This is a genomic window from Gemmatimonadaceae bacterium (genome assembly GCA_016720905.1).
In the GTDB taxonomy this organism is placed as follows: domain Bacteria; phylum Gemmatimonadota; class Gemmatimonadetes; order Gemmatimonadales; family Gemmatimonadaceae; genus Gemmatimonas.
In genome coordinates, this window is the sequence record JADKJT010000029.1 from 273,811 (window position 1) to 290,234 (window position 16,424).

The following is a 16,424-nucleotide window of genomic DNA, read 5'->3' on the forward strand; positions in this document are numbered from 1 at the left end:
AAAGGGGGGAAACTAGAAAGGTCCCGGCAGAATTGCCGGAACCTTGAAACATAGAGGAGACCTTCCGGCGGGTCAACGAGGGCCAGACGGGGGATTCAAGAAGGAAGATCGAAGACGGGAGGCAGGAGACGTCGTGGGGCCGCTTTGGCGAGCGCGACGATGCGGTCGACTTGTTCCTCCTGCGTAAGCGTCGTGGTGTCCACGGTGATGGCGTCGCGGGCGGGGGCGCTTTGCGTGGCATCCTGAGCGTCTCGGGCCACCAGTGCCTCGGTTTCACGGGCGATCTCGGGATCGGTGGGGCGACGACCGAGACGCTGGATCAGGCGCCGGCGAGCGCGTTCCCAGGGATCGGCGACCAGAAAGACCTTCAGCGACGCGTCCGGAAAGACGACCGTACCGATGTCCCGGCCGTCCACCACGACGTCGGAGGCCGTGGCGGCCCGACGCACCTGATCGTTCACCCATTCGCGTACCCGGGCCATCTGTGCTACCCGCGATACCTGTCGCGTCACGGGCTCGTCCCGAAGGGCCTCGTCCACAATCTGACCATCCACCAGCGGCAGCACCGATCGTTCGGTCAAGCGCTGCCCCACCCTGTGGGCGTCCGCGAGCAGCGCCTCCGCAGTCCAAGAGTCCGGCGCCAGCGAGCCCTGCAACCCCAGAAAGGTGATGGCGCGATAAAACGCACCCGAATCGACATGACGCACGCCCAGGCGTTGCGCCACCCACTGCGCGGTTGAGCTCTTTCCGGAGGCCGCCGGACCATCAATGGCTATGACGACCCGCTCACCGGTGCCTGCCGACAGGGCGACCTCGTCCTCTCCTCCCACGACCCGCGCCAATTCCGCCCAGAACGACGGAAAGGACACGGCAACACACTCCGGCTCGTCGATGGTGATGCGATTGCCGGGCAGCGCACCCAAAACGCCGAAGGCCATCGCCACTCGGTGATCGCCGTGGGTGACGACATGTCCGCGCAGCGGCTGACGTGAGCCGACGATCCGCATGCCGTCGGGGAATTCCTCGACGTCGACACCCAGCCCCCGCAGATTCTCGACGACCGCCGTAATCCGATCGCTCTCCTTCACGCGCAATTCGCTCGCGTCAGAAATGCGTGTCTCACCCGCCGCACACGCCGCCACGCACGCCAACAACGGCAGCTCATCGATGCACCGCGGGATCTCGTCCGCGCCAATGCGCGCGCCGTTGAGCTGGTGACCGGCCTGGACGACCACCGTTCCAACCGTCTCGCCGCCCGCCACACGTTCATCTTCCAGGCGCAAGGAAACACCCATGCGCGCCAGCACGTCAAACGCGCCTATCCGCGTGGGATTCAGGCACACGTCGGTGAGACGGAGTTCGCCGCGATCCGCCAGCGCCGCCAGCGCCGCGAAGAATGCGGCTGACGACGGATCCGCCGGCACGTCGACGTCCAGCGCGCGCACCCGCTGCGACGGCGCGAGCCGCACGCCGTTGGCGAGCACCTCCAGTTCCACGCCGCGTGCCGCCAGCATCCGCTCGCTGTGATCGCGCGAGCGCACCGGCTCGTGGACCTCGACGGCAACACCCGATGCGAGCCCGGCCAGGAGGAGTGCGCCCTTCACCTGAGCACTGGCGTGCGAATTGTCCCAGACCACCGATTGCAGGGCCGCGCCCTGCACCCGCATGGGAAGGCCATCGTGTCCTTCGGGGCCCTCGAAGTCGATTCGCGCACCCATGGCCCGCAACGGCGTGGCGATCCGTCGCATCGGGCGCCGACTCAAACTCACATCCCCTTCAAAACGCGCCTGACGACCGGGCAATCCCGCCACGAGCCCCGACAGCAGCCGGGTGGTGGTGCCGCTGTTCGCGCAGTCCAACGCCCCGTCCGGCGAGTGGAGTCCGTCGACTCCCACGCCCTGCACCACAAGGTCGGGACCGAGCGGAGGAATATCCGCTCCCATGGCGCGCAACGCCTGGGCGGTGGCCTGCACATCGGCGGAATCCAGGATGTCCCGCACGCGCGACGACCCATCCGCCACCGCGGCGAAAATGAGCGCGCGATGACTGATGGATTTGTCGCCAGGCGCGCGCACCTCACCGCGAACCACTAATGGACCTCCGCGGGCCCGGTTGTCAGATCGCGTCAGCGGAGCCACGCCTCGAGCGCTGTAGCCGCGTCAGTGCGATCATCGCGGTACTTCACAATGACCGGCGTCTGCAGGGACAGTCCCTCACGTTCTCCAAACGCGGAACTGACACGGCGCGCCCCCGGCACCACTACCGCGCCCTCTGGGATCTCGAGCGGTCGGTCGGCTGTCGCGCGATGCACGGTCTCGCGGACAAGATCATACACCGGCGTTCCGCGCGTGAGGATGACTCCGGCGCCCAGGACCGCGCGAGTACGCACGACGGTCCCCTCATACACCCCGCAGTTCCCGCCGACGATGACGTCATCCTCGATAATCACCGGCGACGCATTGATCGGCTCCAGCACGCCACCAATTTGTGCGGCAGCACTCAAATGCACGCGCTCCCCGATCTGCGCGCACGAACCCACGAGCGCGTGCGAATCGATCATCGTGCCGCGACCCACCCAGGCCCCGACATTCACGTACATGGGTGGCATGCACACCACGTTTGGCGCCAGATAGGCACCGCGTCGCACGGTTGATCCTCCCGGCACGATGCGTACCTGGTGATCGACGCGAAAGTCCCGCGTGGGAAACGTGTGCTTGTCCAGGAAGTGAAACGGCCCGCCCGTCGACATCTCCACCACCCGGCCAATGCGAAACCCCAGCAGGATGGCGCGTTTGACCCACGGGACTGCATGCCATTGTCCATCCGCATCGCGCCTGGCGGCGCGGATCTCGCCGCGCTCCAGGAGCGCAATGGCATGATCGAACACGTGTTGCGCGTCGGACGGTAGCGGGCACCCGCTGTCGAGTATCAACGGATCGGTGAGTCGCGCTTCCAGTTCAGTGAGTGAGAAAGCCATGTCTAGAGCGCGTTGGCGGAAGCGAGGGCACGATGCACGGTATCATGATGCACGTCGGACAAGGGGACCAGCGGCAGGCGCAGCACGTTCTCCATCCGCCCCTGCATATGCAGCATGGCCTTCACCGGGATGGGATTCGATTCGATGAATGCCGCATGAACAACCGGAGCGAGTCGCTCGTCCAGCCGACGCGCGTCGGCCAGGTCACCGCGCGCCATGGCCTTGCACAGCGACGCCGTGAGGTGCGGCACCGCGTTGGACACCACCGAAATGACCCCTTCGCCGCCGTGCGCCATGACCGCCAGCGTGAACCCGTCGTCGCCCGACAACACGGCGAATCCTTCGGGACGCTCGCGAATGATCTCCGTGATCTGTGCCAGATTGCCGGAAGCCTCCTTGACGGCGACGAAACGCGGATCCTGCGCCAGCGACAAGCATGTGCGCACGTCCAGGTTGATCGCGGTGCGCCCCGGCACGTTGTAGAGCACAATCGGCAGGTCGCACGCGTCGGCGATGGCGCGAAAATGCGCCAGCAGGGCACGCTGCGGCGGCTTGTTGTACATCGGCGTCACGTGCAGCAGATGGGTCGCACCGGCCGCCTTCGCCTCGCGTGACAGCGCGATGGCCTTCTGCGTGTCGTTGGACCCCGCGCCCGCGACGACCGGCACGCGCCCATTCACCTGCTCCACCGTTATCTCGATAACCCGTCGATGTTCGACTGGACTGAGCGTAACGGCCTCACCGGTCGATCCGCAGGGCACCACAAAGTGCACGCCGTCGCGGACCTGCCATTCGACAAACGCGCGCAACGCCACTTCGTCGACCGTGCCGTCCGCGGTGAACGGCGTCACCAGCGCCGTGCCGCATCCATGCAACCGATGTGGGGTCATGCACCCGTTCCATGCCGAGGGTTCGCGGACGTCGCGAGGACATCCTGCATCGAATACAGCGCTGGCAAACGACCCACCGCAAGCCACCGCGCGGCCGCCAGCGCCCCGTCCGCGAACACGCGCCGATCCCGCGCTTCGTGCACCAGTCGAATCTGCTCGAACGGGGCATCGAATATGACTTCATGCGTGCCCGGGACGGAACCGACGCGCACGCTCGTCATCGGCACGTCATGTCCGAGTCCATTCGCCAAACGCGCGCCGAGCGCCAGCGCGGTCCCGGACGGTGCGTCCAGCTTGGCCGCGTGATGGGTTTCCACGATATGCGCGTCGAACGCCGACACATCACGCAGGCGCCGTGCGGCGTCCTCGGCGAAGGCGAGAAACAACTGGACGCCCAGCGAAAAGTTCGGCGACGTCAGCGCCGCGCACTGATACTCCGCAATAGCAGCGTCCAGCGCTTCGCGTTGCGCCGTCCAGCCCGTGGTGCCAATCACCACCGGGCATCCCAGCGCCAGCAGCGCCCGCGCATTGCTGACGGCCGACTCGGGTTGCGTGAACTCGATGGCCACCTGAGCGTCGCGCAGATCGCCCAGCGACAATCCGCGTTGCATCTCCGGCGCATCCAGCCGGGCCACGACATCAAGGCCACGCTCGGGTGCGAGCGCGTCAAGCGCGCGGCCCATGCGTCCCATGCCAACAAGGGCAACCCGCACGTTGGCGTTGGTCACGCCACGTTGCCAAAGAACGTGTGGTGCAGTCGCTGCATGGCCGGCACCACCTCGGCATCATCAATCACCAAAGTGAAGTTGATCCCGGTCGCACTCAGCGACGCCATGTACACGGGGATCGGCCCCAAGGCAGCAATCGCGTCCGCCAGTGCGCCACCGCCGTCGGCGATGCCGGCCCCGACAATCGCGACGATTCCTCGATGCCGCTCAACCGCGACGTCTCCGAACTGCATCAGATCGGCGACGACTGCATCGAGATTGGACGGATCGTCCAGCGTGACCGAAATGGATACTTCCGACGTTGCCACCACGTCGATGGACGTGCGATGTGTTTCGAACACCTGGAACACGCGCCGCAGAAAACCGGGGGCCAGCAACATGCGCGCCGAGCGCAGCTTGATGACGGTGGTGTTACGCTTACCCGCGATGGCGCGCACCGCCATGCGCGGTGCATCGAAGGCGATCATGGTGCCCCGCCCTTCCGGACGGCGCGAATTGAACACGTACACCGGAATGCCACGCTGAACGGCAGGCGCAATCGTGCTGGGGTGCAGCACCTTGGCACCGAACGAGGCAAGCTCCGCGGCCTCGTCGAATCGAATGCGCTCGATGAGTCGCGCCTCGGGGACAATTCGCGGATCAGCCGTGAGCATGCCGTCCACATCGGTCCAGATTTCGATGGCCTCGGCCTGCACGGCCGCACCGACCAGCGACGCCGAGAAGTCGGACCCGCCGCGGCCAAGGGTTGTGGTGACGCGACCAGGGGCCGAGCCCACGAAGCCACCCATGACCGGTATCTGGCCGCGCTGCACCAACGGCACCAGCCGCTGCTCGGCGGCCCGCTCGATTTCGGCCAGATCGGGCTCGGCGCGCGTGAAGAAATCGTTGGTCTTCATCACATCGCGCGCATCGACGAAGACGGCGGGTAGTCCGCGATGCCGAAAAGCCGCCGCGACAATTTGCGAAGACAGCAACTCTCCAATGGCCGCCACCGTATCCAGCGAACGAGGCGTGAGGTAGCCCAGCGTGCGAAAGGCCTCGGCCAAATGCGCCAACTCGTCAAACCCAGCGCTGATCTCAGTGGCAATCTCATCGGCTTCGGGTGAACCGGCGAGTAGGGCCGCCGCCTCACGCAGGTGTCGGTCTCGAAGCTGTTCGGTGAGTTGCAGCGCAACCAATAGTTCCGCCGCCGCCGCCTTGTGCGCGATCTCCAACAGCTGATTCGTCGCCCCGCCCAGCGCCGACACCACGACAATCGGTTGACGCGTCGCCTTGCCGCGGATGATGGCAACCGCCCGATCGATCGACGCCGCATCCTGCACGGACGTGCCGCCGAACTTGCAAACGATCACGTCGCCGCGAGCCCCGCCAACTGTCCCGTAGCCACCAGCAGTTCGGCATTGAGAATCGAACCGCCGGCGGCGCCGCGAATGACGTTGTGCGCCATGGCCACCAACCGCAAATCGAACAGCGGGTCGGTGCGCACGCGTCCGATGGTCACGGCCATCCCCCGGCCCGAGGGCCCGTCTCGCCGAGGTTGCGGGCGATCGGGTTCGTCACGCACGATGAGCACCGGAGAGGGTGCGCTGGGGAGTCCGCGCACGGCTTCCACGCCCGTCCAGCTCCGCAGCGCCTGCAGGGCGTCCTCCGGCGTCGGACGTCGGTCAAACGACACCGACATACACACCGTGTGACCGTGCTCCACCGGCACGCGGTTCGCGTGCGCACTGGTGATAATGTCGGCGGGAACGATGGCTGCGCCGTCGAACGATCCGAGGAGTTTCGTGATCTCGGTTTCGATCTTCGGCTCTTCGTCGCCAATGTAGGGAATCACGTTGCCAAGAATGTCCAGCGACGGCACGCCGGGATATCCGGCCCCCGAGACCGCTTGCATGGTTGACACGAACAGCTTGCGCACGCCAAACGCCGCATGCAGCGGTGCCAAGGCCATGGCCACGACGGTCACCGCGCAATTCGCGTTGGTCACAATGCCACCGGGCCACCCGCGTTCACGGCGCTGTCGCGTCAGCAGCCCCAGGTGATCGCCATTCACTTCGGGAATCACCAATGGCACGTCGGGCGCCATGCGGTAGTTCTTCGCGTTACTCAGCACCAATCGACCTGCCGCGGCGAACGCGGCTTCCACATCGCCGGCGACACCCGAGTCGAGCGCCGAGAATACGATGGGCGCACGAACCGCTGTCGGATCGCACGGCAGCACCGTGAGGTTGGCGACCGTGTCGGATAGCGGGCCCTCAAGCCAACGCGACGCCTCGCGATACGACTTTCCGGCGCTCCGCTCGGAGGCGGCAACTTCCACCAGATCGAACCACGGGTGTCCGGCCAGCAAGCGGATGAAGGCCTGGCCTACAGCACCGGTGGCACCGAGCACGGCGACGGGCCAGCGCGTGGCGGGCGGGTTCGAAGCGAGTGTCATGCGAGGAGAGCGTGGACGATGCGCTCGTAGGCGTCCACGGACGCTTCGAGCTCGTGAGTGTCGATGTACTCGATGGGCGTGTGCGCCACGTGAATGGAGCCCGGTCCGAACAGCAACGGAGTCCCCCATCGATCAAGCAACGGAATATCACTGGTGTAGGCGACCGGCTCCACGTCGAAACCCGGAATCACATGAAAGTGCTGCGCCGGAATGTGGGATCCCCACACCAACTCGGCCCGATCACCGGCCCACGCGGCGAAGGCCTCGCGCACGGGCGCTACATCACCTACCAGTCGAATCATGATTTCCGCTTCGGCGAGACCCGGCACGACATTGGCCTCGGTACCCGCGCGCAGCACGCCGATGTTGTACGTCGTGGCGCCCAGAATCGGGTCCACGGGCAAGGCCAGTGTCCGCAGTTTGGGCAGCAAGTCCATCAGTGGCTCGAGTGCGCTGCTGCCAAGATGCGCGTAGGCCGAGTGCGCCTCGCGGCCGCGCACGCGCACAATGACGCGCTGCGCGCCTTTGCCGCCGGAGGCCAACTTGCTCTCAGTGGGCTCGCCGTTCACCAGCCACTTGCTGGTGGCCGGCAGTCGATTCGCAGCGCGCGCACCCGGCGAACTCTTCTCTTCGCCCACCACAAACAGGAGATCCACCCGTTCTTCACCGGCGTCCGCCAAACGCTGCGCGGCAATGAGCATGGCGGCGGCTATGCCTTTGGCATCACAGGCACCGCGGCCATACAGCCGATTGCCCTCGAGTCGCGGTGCCACGAACGGCGGCACCGTGTCGAGATGCGTGGACAGCGTCACGCCGCCGCCACGTCGAGTGGCCCACACGTTGGATCGCTGCGGTTCGACTTCCTGCAGCGTCACGTTCCATCCGCGGGAGATCAGCCAGCGGGCAACAAAATCCACCGCGTCTTTTTCGCGACCGGTGGTGGATTCCAGCGACAGCAGTTCCGAGGCGAGGGCGACGACGTCTGACATGTGCGGAAAAATAGCGAACCGTTGATACCCGGAGTGGGTCTCGAACCCACACGGCCTTGCGGCCAAGGGATTTTAAGTCCCTCGCGTCTACCAGTTTCGCCACCCGGGTCCCGGAAACGCCATCGGGAGCGTTTGTCACGCTCCCGACAGCCCACCCACACCGATGATGCCGAGAGCGGGAAACGGGACTCGAACCCGCGACCCCAACCTTGGCAAGGTTGTGCTCTACCAACTGAGCTATTCCCGCAGCGTGCAGACACGGCCTCTACGACCTTACCGGCAACACCACACTATAACCCGAACGACGGGAACCCGACAAGCGACGGTCCAGCCACCTTATCCCCGCAAGCCGTGTGCGTGCGCGGTATACCACACCGTGTATGCCAGCAATCCGGCCAGCGCCGCATCACCGCCGTTCTCGATGGCCCGCCCATCGCCATCCACCAACTCGGCGGCGATCCCGTTGTCCAATGCTGCGCGACGAAGCCATGTCAGCACTTCCGCGCCATCAGGACCCAAAAGCCGAGCGAGTTGTGGAGCCAGCGCCGTCGTCTGACCCGCCACGGCCCGCACGGAGCGCCGGTACAGCGAATCCTCGCGGTCGAGCGCTTCATACATCGGCAGCCACATCAAGCTGCCCACCGGATCGTCCTCCAGCCCCGCGCCTCCGGCGAGATCGATTGACGTGGCCAATCGCGCCTTGCCGCCCCGGTCCACGGCGAAGTGCCGCAACAACGCGGCGCGCACGGCGGCCGGATCCTGCAGGCCAGCGGCTGCCTCTTCATCCAGCGTGCGCCGCAACACGTCCAGCGCCAAGGCCACGGTCGCGTTGCCGTGCAGCGTGAAGGGGTGTGGTGCCGGTCCACCCGACGGCAGCACCTCGGTGGAATACAGCGGGACCTGCGCATCCCGACGGGCGGAGATGTCGTCAGCGGCCAGGTACAGCGTATCGGCCACCACGGGTTCCTCAACAATCTGATCGTCGTTGCTATCGCGAATGTAGCGGTCGGTGGCAATGGCATAGGACGCCGGCCCTTCAATCGCGAAGCCCGGCTGAAACAGGGTGCCGTCGAAATAGTGCACCCCTTGTCCCGGTGCATAGCCGTGCAACTCGCACACGCGCACCAGCAGTTCGCGCGCCAGTCCGGTGTCCGCCAACTGCACGGCGGGGAGCGTCCACAGCAATGCCTCGAAGTCGCGCACCGTCACGCCCGCCGCATGCCACGGGGCACGGGAACGGACGAGGTAATAGTGCGCGTCATCCAACGCGCGACCGACGCCGTAGAAATAGGCAAACAGCAGATTGCGATTGATCAATCGATCAACGCCTTCGTTTCCCGTAGTTTGCTCCATGCTGGCAAGCGCTTCACGGGTCGCCGTCAGCAGCGCGCGCCATCCGCGACGCCGCATGACTCCCACCGTCGCCTGTGCGCCATCGCGTTCGGGGCCCACGGCCACATAGAAGGCGCATTGCATCGTCGCGGCGGGGGCAATGACCAGATCGCGGCGAATGGCAAACGCACACGCGTCGCGCGATGCGCGGGCCGGCGCTTCCAGTCGCGCGGGGCCGTCAGCTCCGATGGCCAATGCCGCGAGTCCGGGAATCGCCGTGCCCTCCAGCAGCAATACGTCGTCCGCGCCGATACTGACACGATGCTCGTCATCGAATGGCCTGGCCGAGCGTACTCGCTGCTGGCGATGTCCCAGCGAACCCTCCAACGCGATCTCAACCGACACCTCGGTTTGTCCGCGGTTCTCCACGCCGAGCGTGTAGACCGCCCCCGCCATGTCGGCATCGCGGCCGTACGGTGCGAACACCGTACCGCGCAGCAGGAGTGAGCCGACGGTACAGGTGAACGTGGGCAACCAGCCAACGGCCCGCTCCCACGCGATACCCTCCGACGCGAGCGCGCGCACTTGGCCATTGACGCGCAGGACCGGCACCATGAGCGGTTGACCGGCGCCTGACTCAAACTGCTCGCTCCCCGCAAACTCAATGGCGGCGCGCGCGCCCCGGTGCAGCACGCCGACCGCATGCACTGCGCCGTCCGCGGGATTGATGCAAGGGAGGGACAGCCAGTGATTGCCTGTCACCTGCCACGGTACGTTGGGTATTTGCACGTTGAATCGAACGAAGTGGAAAGCGCGAGGGTATAATCTACCTTCGTGCCTGCCACTCCACGCCTTGCCCATCGCATGTTCCGGCCGTCTGTCTCCCCCTGTTCCGCAATCGTCGCTTGGCCCCGCCACCGTCGTTGGCCCGTGCTTCGCAGGTATGCCCTGTGGACGGTACTGGGATTCGGCGCGACCCGACCCATGGCCGCACAAGCGGTCACCGGAGCGGGTGCCGACGCCACACCACTGCCAAAGGGCGCGCTGCGACTGCGTGTGATGGGCATTTGGGATGGGTACGACAAGCTGTTCACCTCCAACGGCTCGCGCGCGATGTTCAGCGGGCTGGCCACCAACGCACTGGGCGTTCGGCAACTGCCGCAGCTGAGCGCTGCAGAGCAGGCAATCCGTACCCTCAGCGGCATTTCGACGTTCGCGTTGTCACTCGGACCGCTGGAGGCCAGTGGTGACGCCCGACAGAGTATCGCACCGATATCGTTCGACCTGGGGCTGACCCAGAAGCTCTCCGTCGGGCTCGTCGTGCCCTATGTCGAATCGCGTGACAACGCCCTCCTGGTGCTCAACCGCGCCGGCAGCGGCGCCACCGTTGGCCAGAATCCGGCGTACTCGACCACGGGGGGGAGTACCGCACGCAGCCTGAATGGCGCGCTCCTGCGACAGCTGGCGCAGTCTCGCTCGCTGCTGGCGGCCGAAATTGCCCGCTGCGTGCCCACAACGGCGACCGGCTGCGATGCGATCCGCGCGAATCCTGCGGGCGCGCAGCAATTGCTGCAGCAGGCGCTGGCGACGCAGTCAGCGATTGTCGCGGTCTATGGCGACAGCGTTCGTGGTGGATCCCCGGTGGTACCCATCAGCAACTCCGCCACGCAGGCAGCCATCAATGCGCGCATTGGCACCCTGCGCAGCGCGCTGGTCGGATTTGGCATCACCAGTCTCACCGACGGCGTCCTGCCCGCCGCGGCCATTGTCGTGAACGGTCCGGGAGCCATTGCGCGCATCGCGACGGACAGTGCCTATGGTCTCGACTATCCGACATTGGGGGGTACGCGACGGGCCGGGATCGGTGATATCGACCTCACCGCGTCGTACCTGTGGCTCAACACGCTCGGAGATCGACCGGCACAGTGGCTCGCCGCCAAGCAGTTCGGGGTGCGCAGCCAGGTGACGGCCGGTTGGCGTTTCGGCACGGCCGGTGCCGATCGCACCGACGCCGCCTTCGACGTGCCAATTGGCGACGGGGCCAACGCCCTCCTCGCGCGCAGCACCACCGACGTCGTCCTCAACCGGTTTGTCTGGATGAGTGGTACGCTGCGCGTGGTGCAACCGTTCAGCGATCACGCGGTGCTGCGGCAACCGCTCCTGACAGACTCGACGTTCTTTCTCCCGTCGGTGGCCTCGCGCGCCACGCGTTCGCTGGGTCGACATCTCGATGTGGAACTCGCGCCGCGCCTCATGCTCGGCCAGTTCTTCGGGCTCTCCGGTGGCTATCAGTATCGACGCGCCGATGCGGACCGCTACGAATTCGGCGCCACCGATTCCCTGCCGGCGACGTCATTCGATATCGGTGCGCGCACTTCGCAGGCCTACATGTTCGGCGCGACGTTTTCGACCCTGTCCAGCTATGCCCGCGGACGATCCAAGTGGCCGGTGGAAGTGCTCTACGTACACATTGCGCCGATCACGGGCAGCGGCGACGCACCGGCCATCTCCACCGATCGTCTGGAATTGCGCGTCTATACCGGCTTTCCGCGACGCTGAGCGGCGGTGCGTCGGGTGGCCGCGGGCAACGACGGTTCGTCGACGCGGCCACGTTCGAGCAACTCGCGGGCGTGTGCACGACTGACTTCCCGATCGGCGTCACCTCCCAGCATGCGGGCAATTTCCAGGACTCGAAACTCGTCGTGCACCACCGACGTGTCCGCCGTGGTGACCGTGCCGACGGCGCCCTTGCGCACCACCACGTGGTGGTGCGCACGCGCCGCGATCTGCGCGAGATGCGAGATGGCGAGCACTTGATGATGCCCCGCCACGCGTCGCATCAAGGCGCCCACCTGCCAGGCAATCGCCCCACCGATGCCCGCGTCGACTTCATCGAAGACGAGCGTTGGCACACGCTGCAGGCGGGCGAGTACCGTGCTGAGCGCCAGCATGACCCGCGAGAGCTCGCCACCGGAGGCGATGCGATGCAGTGGACGGAGGTCACTCCCGGCATTCAAGGCGGCGAGAAACCCCACCGACTCCGCACCGGATTCGCCAATCGCGTCAAGCGTGGTCAGCGACAACTCAAAGCGTCCATCGGGCATTCCGAGTTCCGGGAGCAACGACGCCACCGCCACGCCAAGCTGTGTCGCACCCGCTGTGCGCCGTCGAGACAGGTTGGCGGCGGCTTCCGCCAGCGCACCGTCAGCGGCGGCCCGCGACTCGGCGATGGCGCGCAGATCGAGCGCCCCCCCATCAACAAGGTCGAGCTCTTCGCGCGCGCGCTGCCACGTGGACACCACGTCCGCCAGTGTGGGCCCGTGCTTGCGGAGCAGGCCATTCAGCACGTCGCGACGCGCGCCGAGTCGACGCAGGCGTTCCGGATCGGCGTCGATCGACTCCGCGTATCCCTCGAGTTCCCGTGAGAGCTCATCGAGCGAGTAGACCGCGCCATCAAAGACACCCTGCCATCGTTCCGTTTCCGGATCGATGCGCGCGAGCGCCGCGAGCGCGCGACGCACCGTGCCGAGTCGCCCGAGGGCCGCATGCTCATCGCCACTGATCGCGGACGCTGCCTGCGAAGCGGTCGTGCGCAACTCTTCGGCGTGGCTGAGGCGACGAATGTCCGCATCCAGCGCCTCATCTTCGCCAACGACTGGCCGCGCCCCGTCAATTTCCCCCACAACGAAACGCAGGTAGTCGGCTCGACGCTCGGCATCCTTGCGCCGCGCCTCGAGTTCCCGTTCACGCGCCACTAACGCGCTCCGATGGGCATACGCGTCGGCCACCTGCCGTTTCTCCGCCTCGGCCCCTACGAACGCGTCGAGGATATCGCGCTGATGCTCCGGCTCGAGCAGTTGTCGTGAGTCGTGCTGGCCGTGCACACTCACCAACAGCGCACCGATGTCCGCGAGGAGCGACGCGGTCACGGTGGTGCCGTTGATCCAGGCACGAGAGCGCCCATTCGCACCGATTTCCCGTTTCAGCACCAGCAGATCGTCATCCGACTCAATGCCGCGCGCGTCGAGCACGGCGCGCACGCCGTCCCCGCTTTTGAGCTCGAAGACCCCTTCGACCGTGGCCTTCTCAGTGCCGGCACGCACACGATCCGACGCGGCCCGTTCACCGAGCAGCATGCCCAGTGCGCCGACAATCAGCGACTTCCCTGCCCCGGTCTCCCCAGTGAGCACGTTGAGCCCTTCGGACAACGGCAACGTGACGGCATCGATGACGGCCACGTTGCGCAGGCGCAGCTCAATGAGCATCCGTGAGTCGACCGGGAGAAAGGGTCAGGCGGTTTCGCCGTCGCGTTCGCTGAGTCCGCCCCAGCCGAACTTCCGTCGCATCCGACTGAAGAATGTGGTGCCGGGAAAGCGAACGATGTGCACCGGATTGGGAGCGCGACGTACGACGAGCGTCTCCCCACTGGTGAACGTAGTACCGACCTGGCCGTCGATGGTTACCAAGAGTTCGTCCGGCCCATCCTCAGCACGCACCTTCACCACCACCTGCGGCGGCAGCACGAGCGGGCGCATGGCCAGTGTGTGGGGCGAAACCGGCGTGAGCACGATACTCTCCACCGTCGGCACGACGATGGGCCCACCCGCCGAGAGTGAATAGCCGGTCGATCCGGTGGGCGACGACAGCACGAGCCCGTCGGCAGAATAGGTACCGATCAACTCGTCATCGACGAATACCGACAGCTTCACCACGCGCGCGAAACCACCCTTGTGCAACACCACGTCGTTGAGCGCCAGCCATTCACACCGCTGATGACCTTCGCGATCGAGCGCCGCCGATTGGAGTGCCATGCGCGCCTCGGAGGCAAAATCCCCTGCGGCAAATCGACGAACCCCCAACTCGAGTTCATCGCCACTGCAACTGGTGAGGAAACCCAATCGCCCGAGGTTGATCCCCAGGATGGGGATGGCGTACCCGTTCAGGAACCGCGCCCCTCGCAGCAAGGTCCCGTCGCCGCCGAGGGTGAAGAGCGCGTCAACCTGATGCGGATCCTCCAGGCGCTCGCCCTCTTCCGCGATTTCCCACAACTCGGGTTCGAATGCCAGCGTCAGCCCGAGGGACGGGGAAATATCCAGGAGCGTGCTCAGGATGTCGGGCAGCCCGACGTATCCGCGATGACCGATGATGCCGACGCGCATCAGCCGGCCATCGCGTCAGACGTATGCAGTGCGCGCACGCGCTCCGCGAGTCCGGCGGCATCGAGTCCGAGCGACGCCAACTGCTTGGCGCGCGACGCGGCGTAAATAATGCGGTCAGGCACACCGTGCGTGGCCACGCGCACCGCAGGCGCGAGTCGCTGGATGATCGCTGACATGTACGCACCAAAGCCGTTCACCACTGCGCCCTCCTCCACTGTCAGCACCTGCGTGTGTTCAGCGAGAATGGCGTTCAGCGTGACCTCGTCGTACGGCTTGAGATATCGGCAGTTGACCACGGTGACATCGAGTCCTTCCGCGGACAGGACCTCGGCGGCCTGCAGCGCCGTCTCGACCATGGTCCCCACCGCAAGAATGGCGAACTCGCGCCCCTGCCGCAGCACCTCCCACGTGCCGTACGGCGTGGCGGCAATCTGTGACATCTCCGGCGGGGTATCCGGCGAGGCGTCTCGCGGATAGCGCAGACAGAACGGGCCGCTGGTATGCTCCACGGCCGCCCTCAGCAATCCGAGCATCTCCGCCCCATTGCGCGGGGCCGTCACCGTCATGCCAGGCACCGCGAGCATATAGGGGATGTCATACATGCCCATGTGCGTCTCGCCATCCTCGCCCACGAGGCCCGCGCGATCCATGGCGAAAATCACCGGGAGATTCTGCATCGCCGCATCGTGAATAATGTTGTCGTACCCACGTTGCAGAAACGTCGAGTAAATCGTGACGATCGGACGCAGCCCGCGCGTTGCAAGTCCCGCCGCAAAGGTCACACCGTGCCCTTCGGCGATCCCCACGTCAAAAAACCGATCGGGAAAGGCCTTTGCGAATGCGCCGGTACCAGTACCGCCAGGCATGGCCGCCGTGATCACTACGACGTCCGCGCGCTCCGTACCCAGTTCCAGCAGGCCTTTCCCGTACACCGCCGTCCACGCCTGATTGGCGGTGCTGGCCTTGAGCTGCTTGCCCGTGGCCGGGTCGTGCCCCGGAGGCAGCGCATGCCACTTCTCCCCGTGATCGCCGGCCGGAAAGCCGCGCCCCTTTTGTGTGATCACGTGCACCAGGCGCGGCGTGGTCATGCCACGCACGGCCGTGAAGGTCTCCAGCAGCGCGTCGATATCGTGACCATCGATGGGGCCGAAATACCGGAATCCCAGTTCCTCAAACAGGACGCCCGGGGTGAGAAACGACTTCACGCTTTCTTCCCACTTTCGCACCAGGGTGCTCATGCCGCTGAAGGGCGCTGGCGCGTTGTCCACCAGATCGCCGATGCGCGAACGCACGCGATTGTAGAGCGGATTGCGCTGGATGCTCGTGAGATACTTGTGCATCGCCCCCACGTTCGGGGCAATGGACATCTCGTTGTCGTTGAGCACGACAATGATGTCCCGGTCGGAATGGCCGGCATTGTTGAGCCCTTCGTACGCCAACCCCGAGCCCATCGATCCATCGCCGATGATCGCGGCGACCTTGAATCGTTCCGCGAGCACATCGCGTCCCGCGGCGATGCCAAGCGCGGCGGAGATGGCCGTGGCCGCGTGACCCGCGCCAAAGGTGTCGTATTCGCTTTCCGTGCGCTTGAGGAATCCCGACAGTCCGTCTTCCTGTCGCAGCGTCTCCATGCGCGCATTGCGACCGGTGAGGAGCTTGTGCGGATAGCCCTGATGCCCGACGTCCCAGACCAGCTGATCGCGCGGCGTATCAAACACCGTATGCAGGGCAATCGTCAGCTCGACCACGCCGAGCCCGGCCCCGATATGTCCACCCGTCCGCGAGCAGACGTCAATGAGACGCTCGCGCATGTCCTGCGCGAGCGTGCGCAGGTCATCGCGTGACAGCGTCTTGAGATCAGCCGGGGACTGAATGCCCTCGAGAATCGACATGGAGGAATCGAATATGGCGG

General features: G+C 65.8%; 12 protein-coding genes and 2 tRNA genes. 1 reads left to right on the forward strand and 13 read right to left on the reverse strand.

Features of this window, described 5'->3' with window-relative positions; all coding sequences use genetic code 11:
* Positions 1–95: 95 nt before the first annotated feature.
* The 10 genes from aroA to IPP90_17970 all read right to left on the reverse strand — a co-directional run bounded on the left by aroA (position 96) and on the right by IPP90_17970 (position 10,142).
* Positions 96–2,090, reverse strand: a complete 1,995-nt coding sequence (aroA, locus tag IPP90_17925; protein MBL0172551.1) for a 3-phosphoshikimate 1-carboxyvinyltransferase — start codon at positions 2,088–2,090, stop codon at positions 96–98.
* Positions 2,091–2,125: 35 nt separating this feature from the next.
* Positions 2,126–2,977 carry a 2,3,4,5-tetrahydropyridine-2,6-dicarboxylate N-succinyltransferase gene (locus IPP90_17930; protein MBL0172552.1) on the reverse strand — a complete coding sequence of 284 codons (852 nt, stop codon included), beginning with the start codon at positions 2,975–2,977 and terminating at the stop codon, positions 2,126–2,128.
* 2 nt (positions 2,978–2,979) lie between these two features.
* The gene (locus tag IPP90_17935; GenBank protein MBL0172553.1) at positions 2,980–3,867 is read right to left on the reverse strand and encodes a 4-hydroxy-tetrahydrodipicolinate synthase; all 888 of its coding nucleotides are present in this window, start codon (positions 3,865–3,867) and stop codon (positions 2,980–2,982) included.
* Positions 3,864–4,595 (reverse strand): 4-hydroxy-tetrahydrodipicolinate reductase, encoded by a 732-nt coding sequence (locus IPP90_17940; GenBank protein ID MBL0172554.1) that lies wholly within the window; start codon positions 4,593–4,595, stop codon positions 3,864–3,866. Before IPP90_17940 ends, IPP90_17935 begins: the two co-directional genes overlap by 4 nt.
* On the reverse strand, positions 4,592–5,947 hold the full coding sequence (gene lysC, locus IPP90_17945; protein MBL0172555.1) for a lysine-sensitive aspartokinase 3: 1,356 nt from the start codon (positions 5,945–5,947) through the stop codon (positions 4,592–4,594). Before lysC ends, IPP90_17940 begins: the two co-directional genes overlap by 4 nt.
* Positions 5,944–7,032 (reverse strand): aspartate-semialdehyde dehydrogenase, encoded by a 1,089-nt coding sequence (asd, locus tag IPP90_17950; protein ID MBL0172556.1) that lies wholly within the window; start codon positions 7,030–7,032, stop codon positions 5,944–5,946. Before asd ends, lysC begins: the two co-directional genes overlap by 4 nt.
* Positions 7,029–8,021, reverse strand: a complete 993-nt coding sequence (locus tag IPP90_17955; GenBank protein ID MBL0172557.1) for a M20/M25/M40 family metallo-hydrolase — start codon at positions 8,019–8,021, stop codon at positions 7,029–7,031. The genes asd and IPP90_17955 overlap by 4 nt, the downstream gene beginning before the upstream one ends.
* Before the next feature lie 25 nt (positions 8,022–8,046).
* Positions 8,047–8,130, reverse strand: a tRNA-Leu gene (locus IPP90_17960).
* Positions 8,131–8,195: 65 nt separating this feature from the next.
* Positions 8,196–8,268 (reverse strand) — tRNA-Gly (locus IPP90_17965).
* An 89-nt stretch (positions 8,269–8,357) separates the two neighbouring features.
* A complete protein-coding gene (locus IPP90_17970) occupies positions 8,358–10,142 on the reverse strand; it encodes a hypothetical protein (protein MBL0172558.1) in 1,785 nt (594 codons plus the stop codon).
* Positions 10,143–10,283: 141 nt separating this feature from the next.
* Here IPP90_17970 and IPP90_17975 point away from each other — a divergent pair, with 141 nt between their 5' ends.
* Positions 10,284–11,912 (forward strand): hypothetical protein, encoded by a 1,629-nt coding sequence (locus IPP90_17975; GenBank protein ID MBL0172559.1) that lies wholly within the window; start codon positions 10,284–10,286, stop codon positions 11,910–11,912.
* On the opposite strand, the gene recN is transcribed toward IPP90_17975, so the two are convergent.
* The 3 genes from recN to IPP90_17990 are packed head-to-tail and all read right to left on the reverse strand — an operon-like array spanning position 11,888 to position 16,404.
* Entirely contained in the window at positions 11,888–13,618 is a 1,731-nt protein-coding gene (gene recN / locus IPP90_17980) for a DNA repair protein RecN (protein MBL0172560.1), read from the reverse strand. The two genes, IPP90_17975 and recN, sit on opposite strands and share 25 nt — an antisense overlap.
* 24 nt (positions 13,619–13,642) lie before the next feature.
* On the reverse strand, positions 13,643–14,512 hold the full coding sequence (locus IPP90_17985; protein MBL0172561.1) for an NAD(+)/NADH kinase: 870 nt from the start codon (positions 14,510–14,512) through the stop codon (positions 13,643–13,645).
* Complete coding sequence (locus tag IPP90_17990; protein MBL0172562.1) at positions 14,512–16,404, reverse strand: 1-deoxy-D-xylulose-5-phosphate synthase; 1,893 nt, start codon at positions 16,402–16,404, stop codon at positions 14,512–14,514. Before IPP90_17990 ends, IPP90_17985 begins: the two co-directional genes overlap by 1 nt.
* Positions 16,405–16,424: the final 20 nt, after the last annotated feature.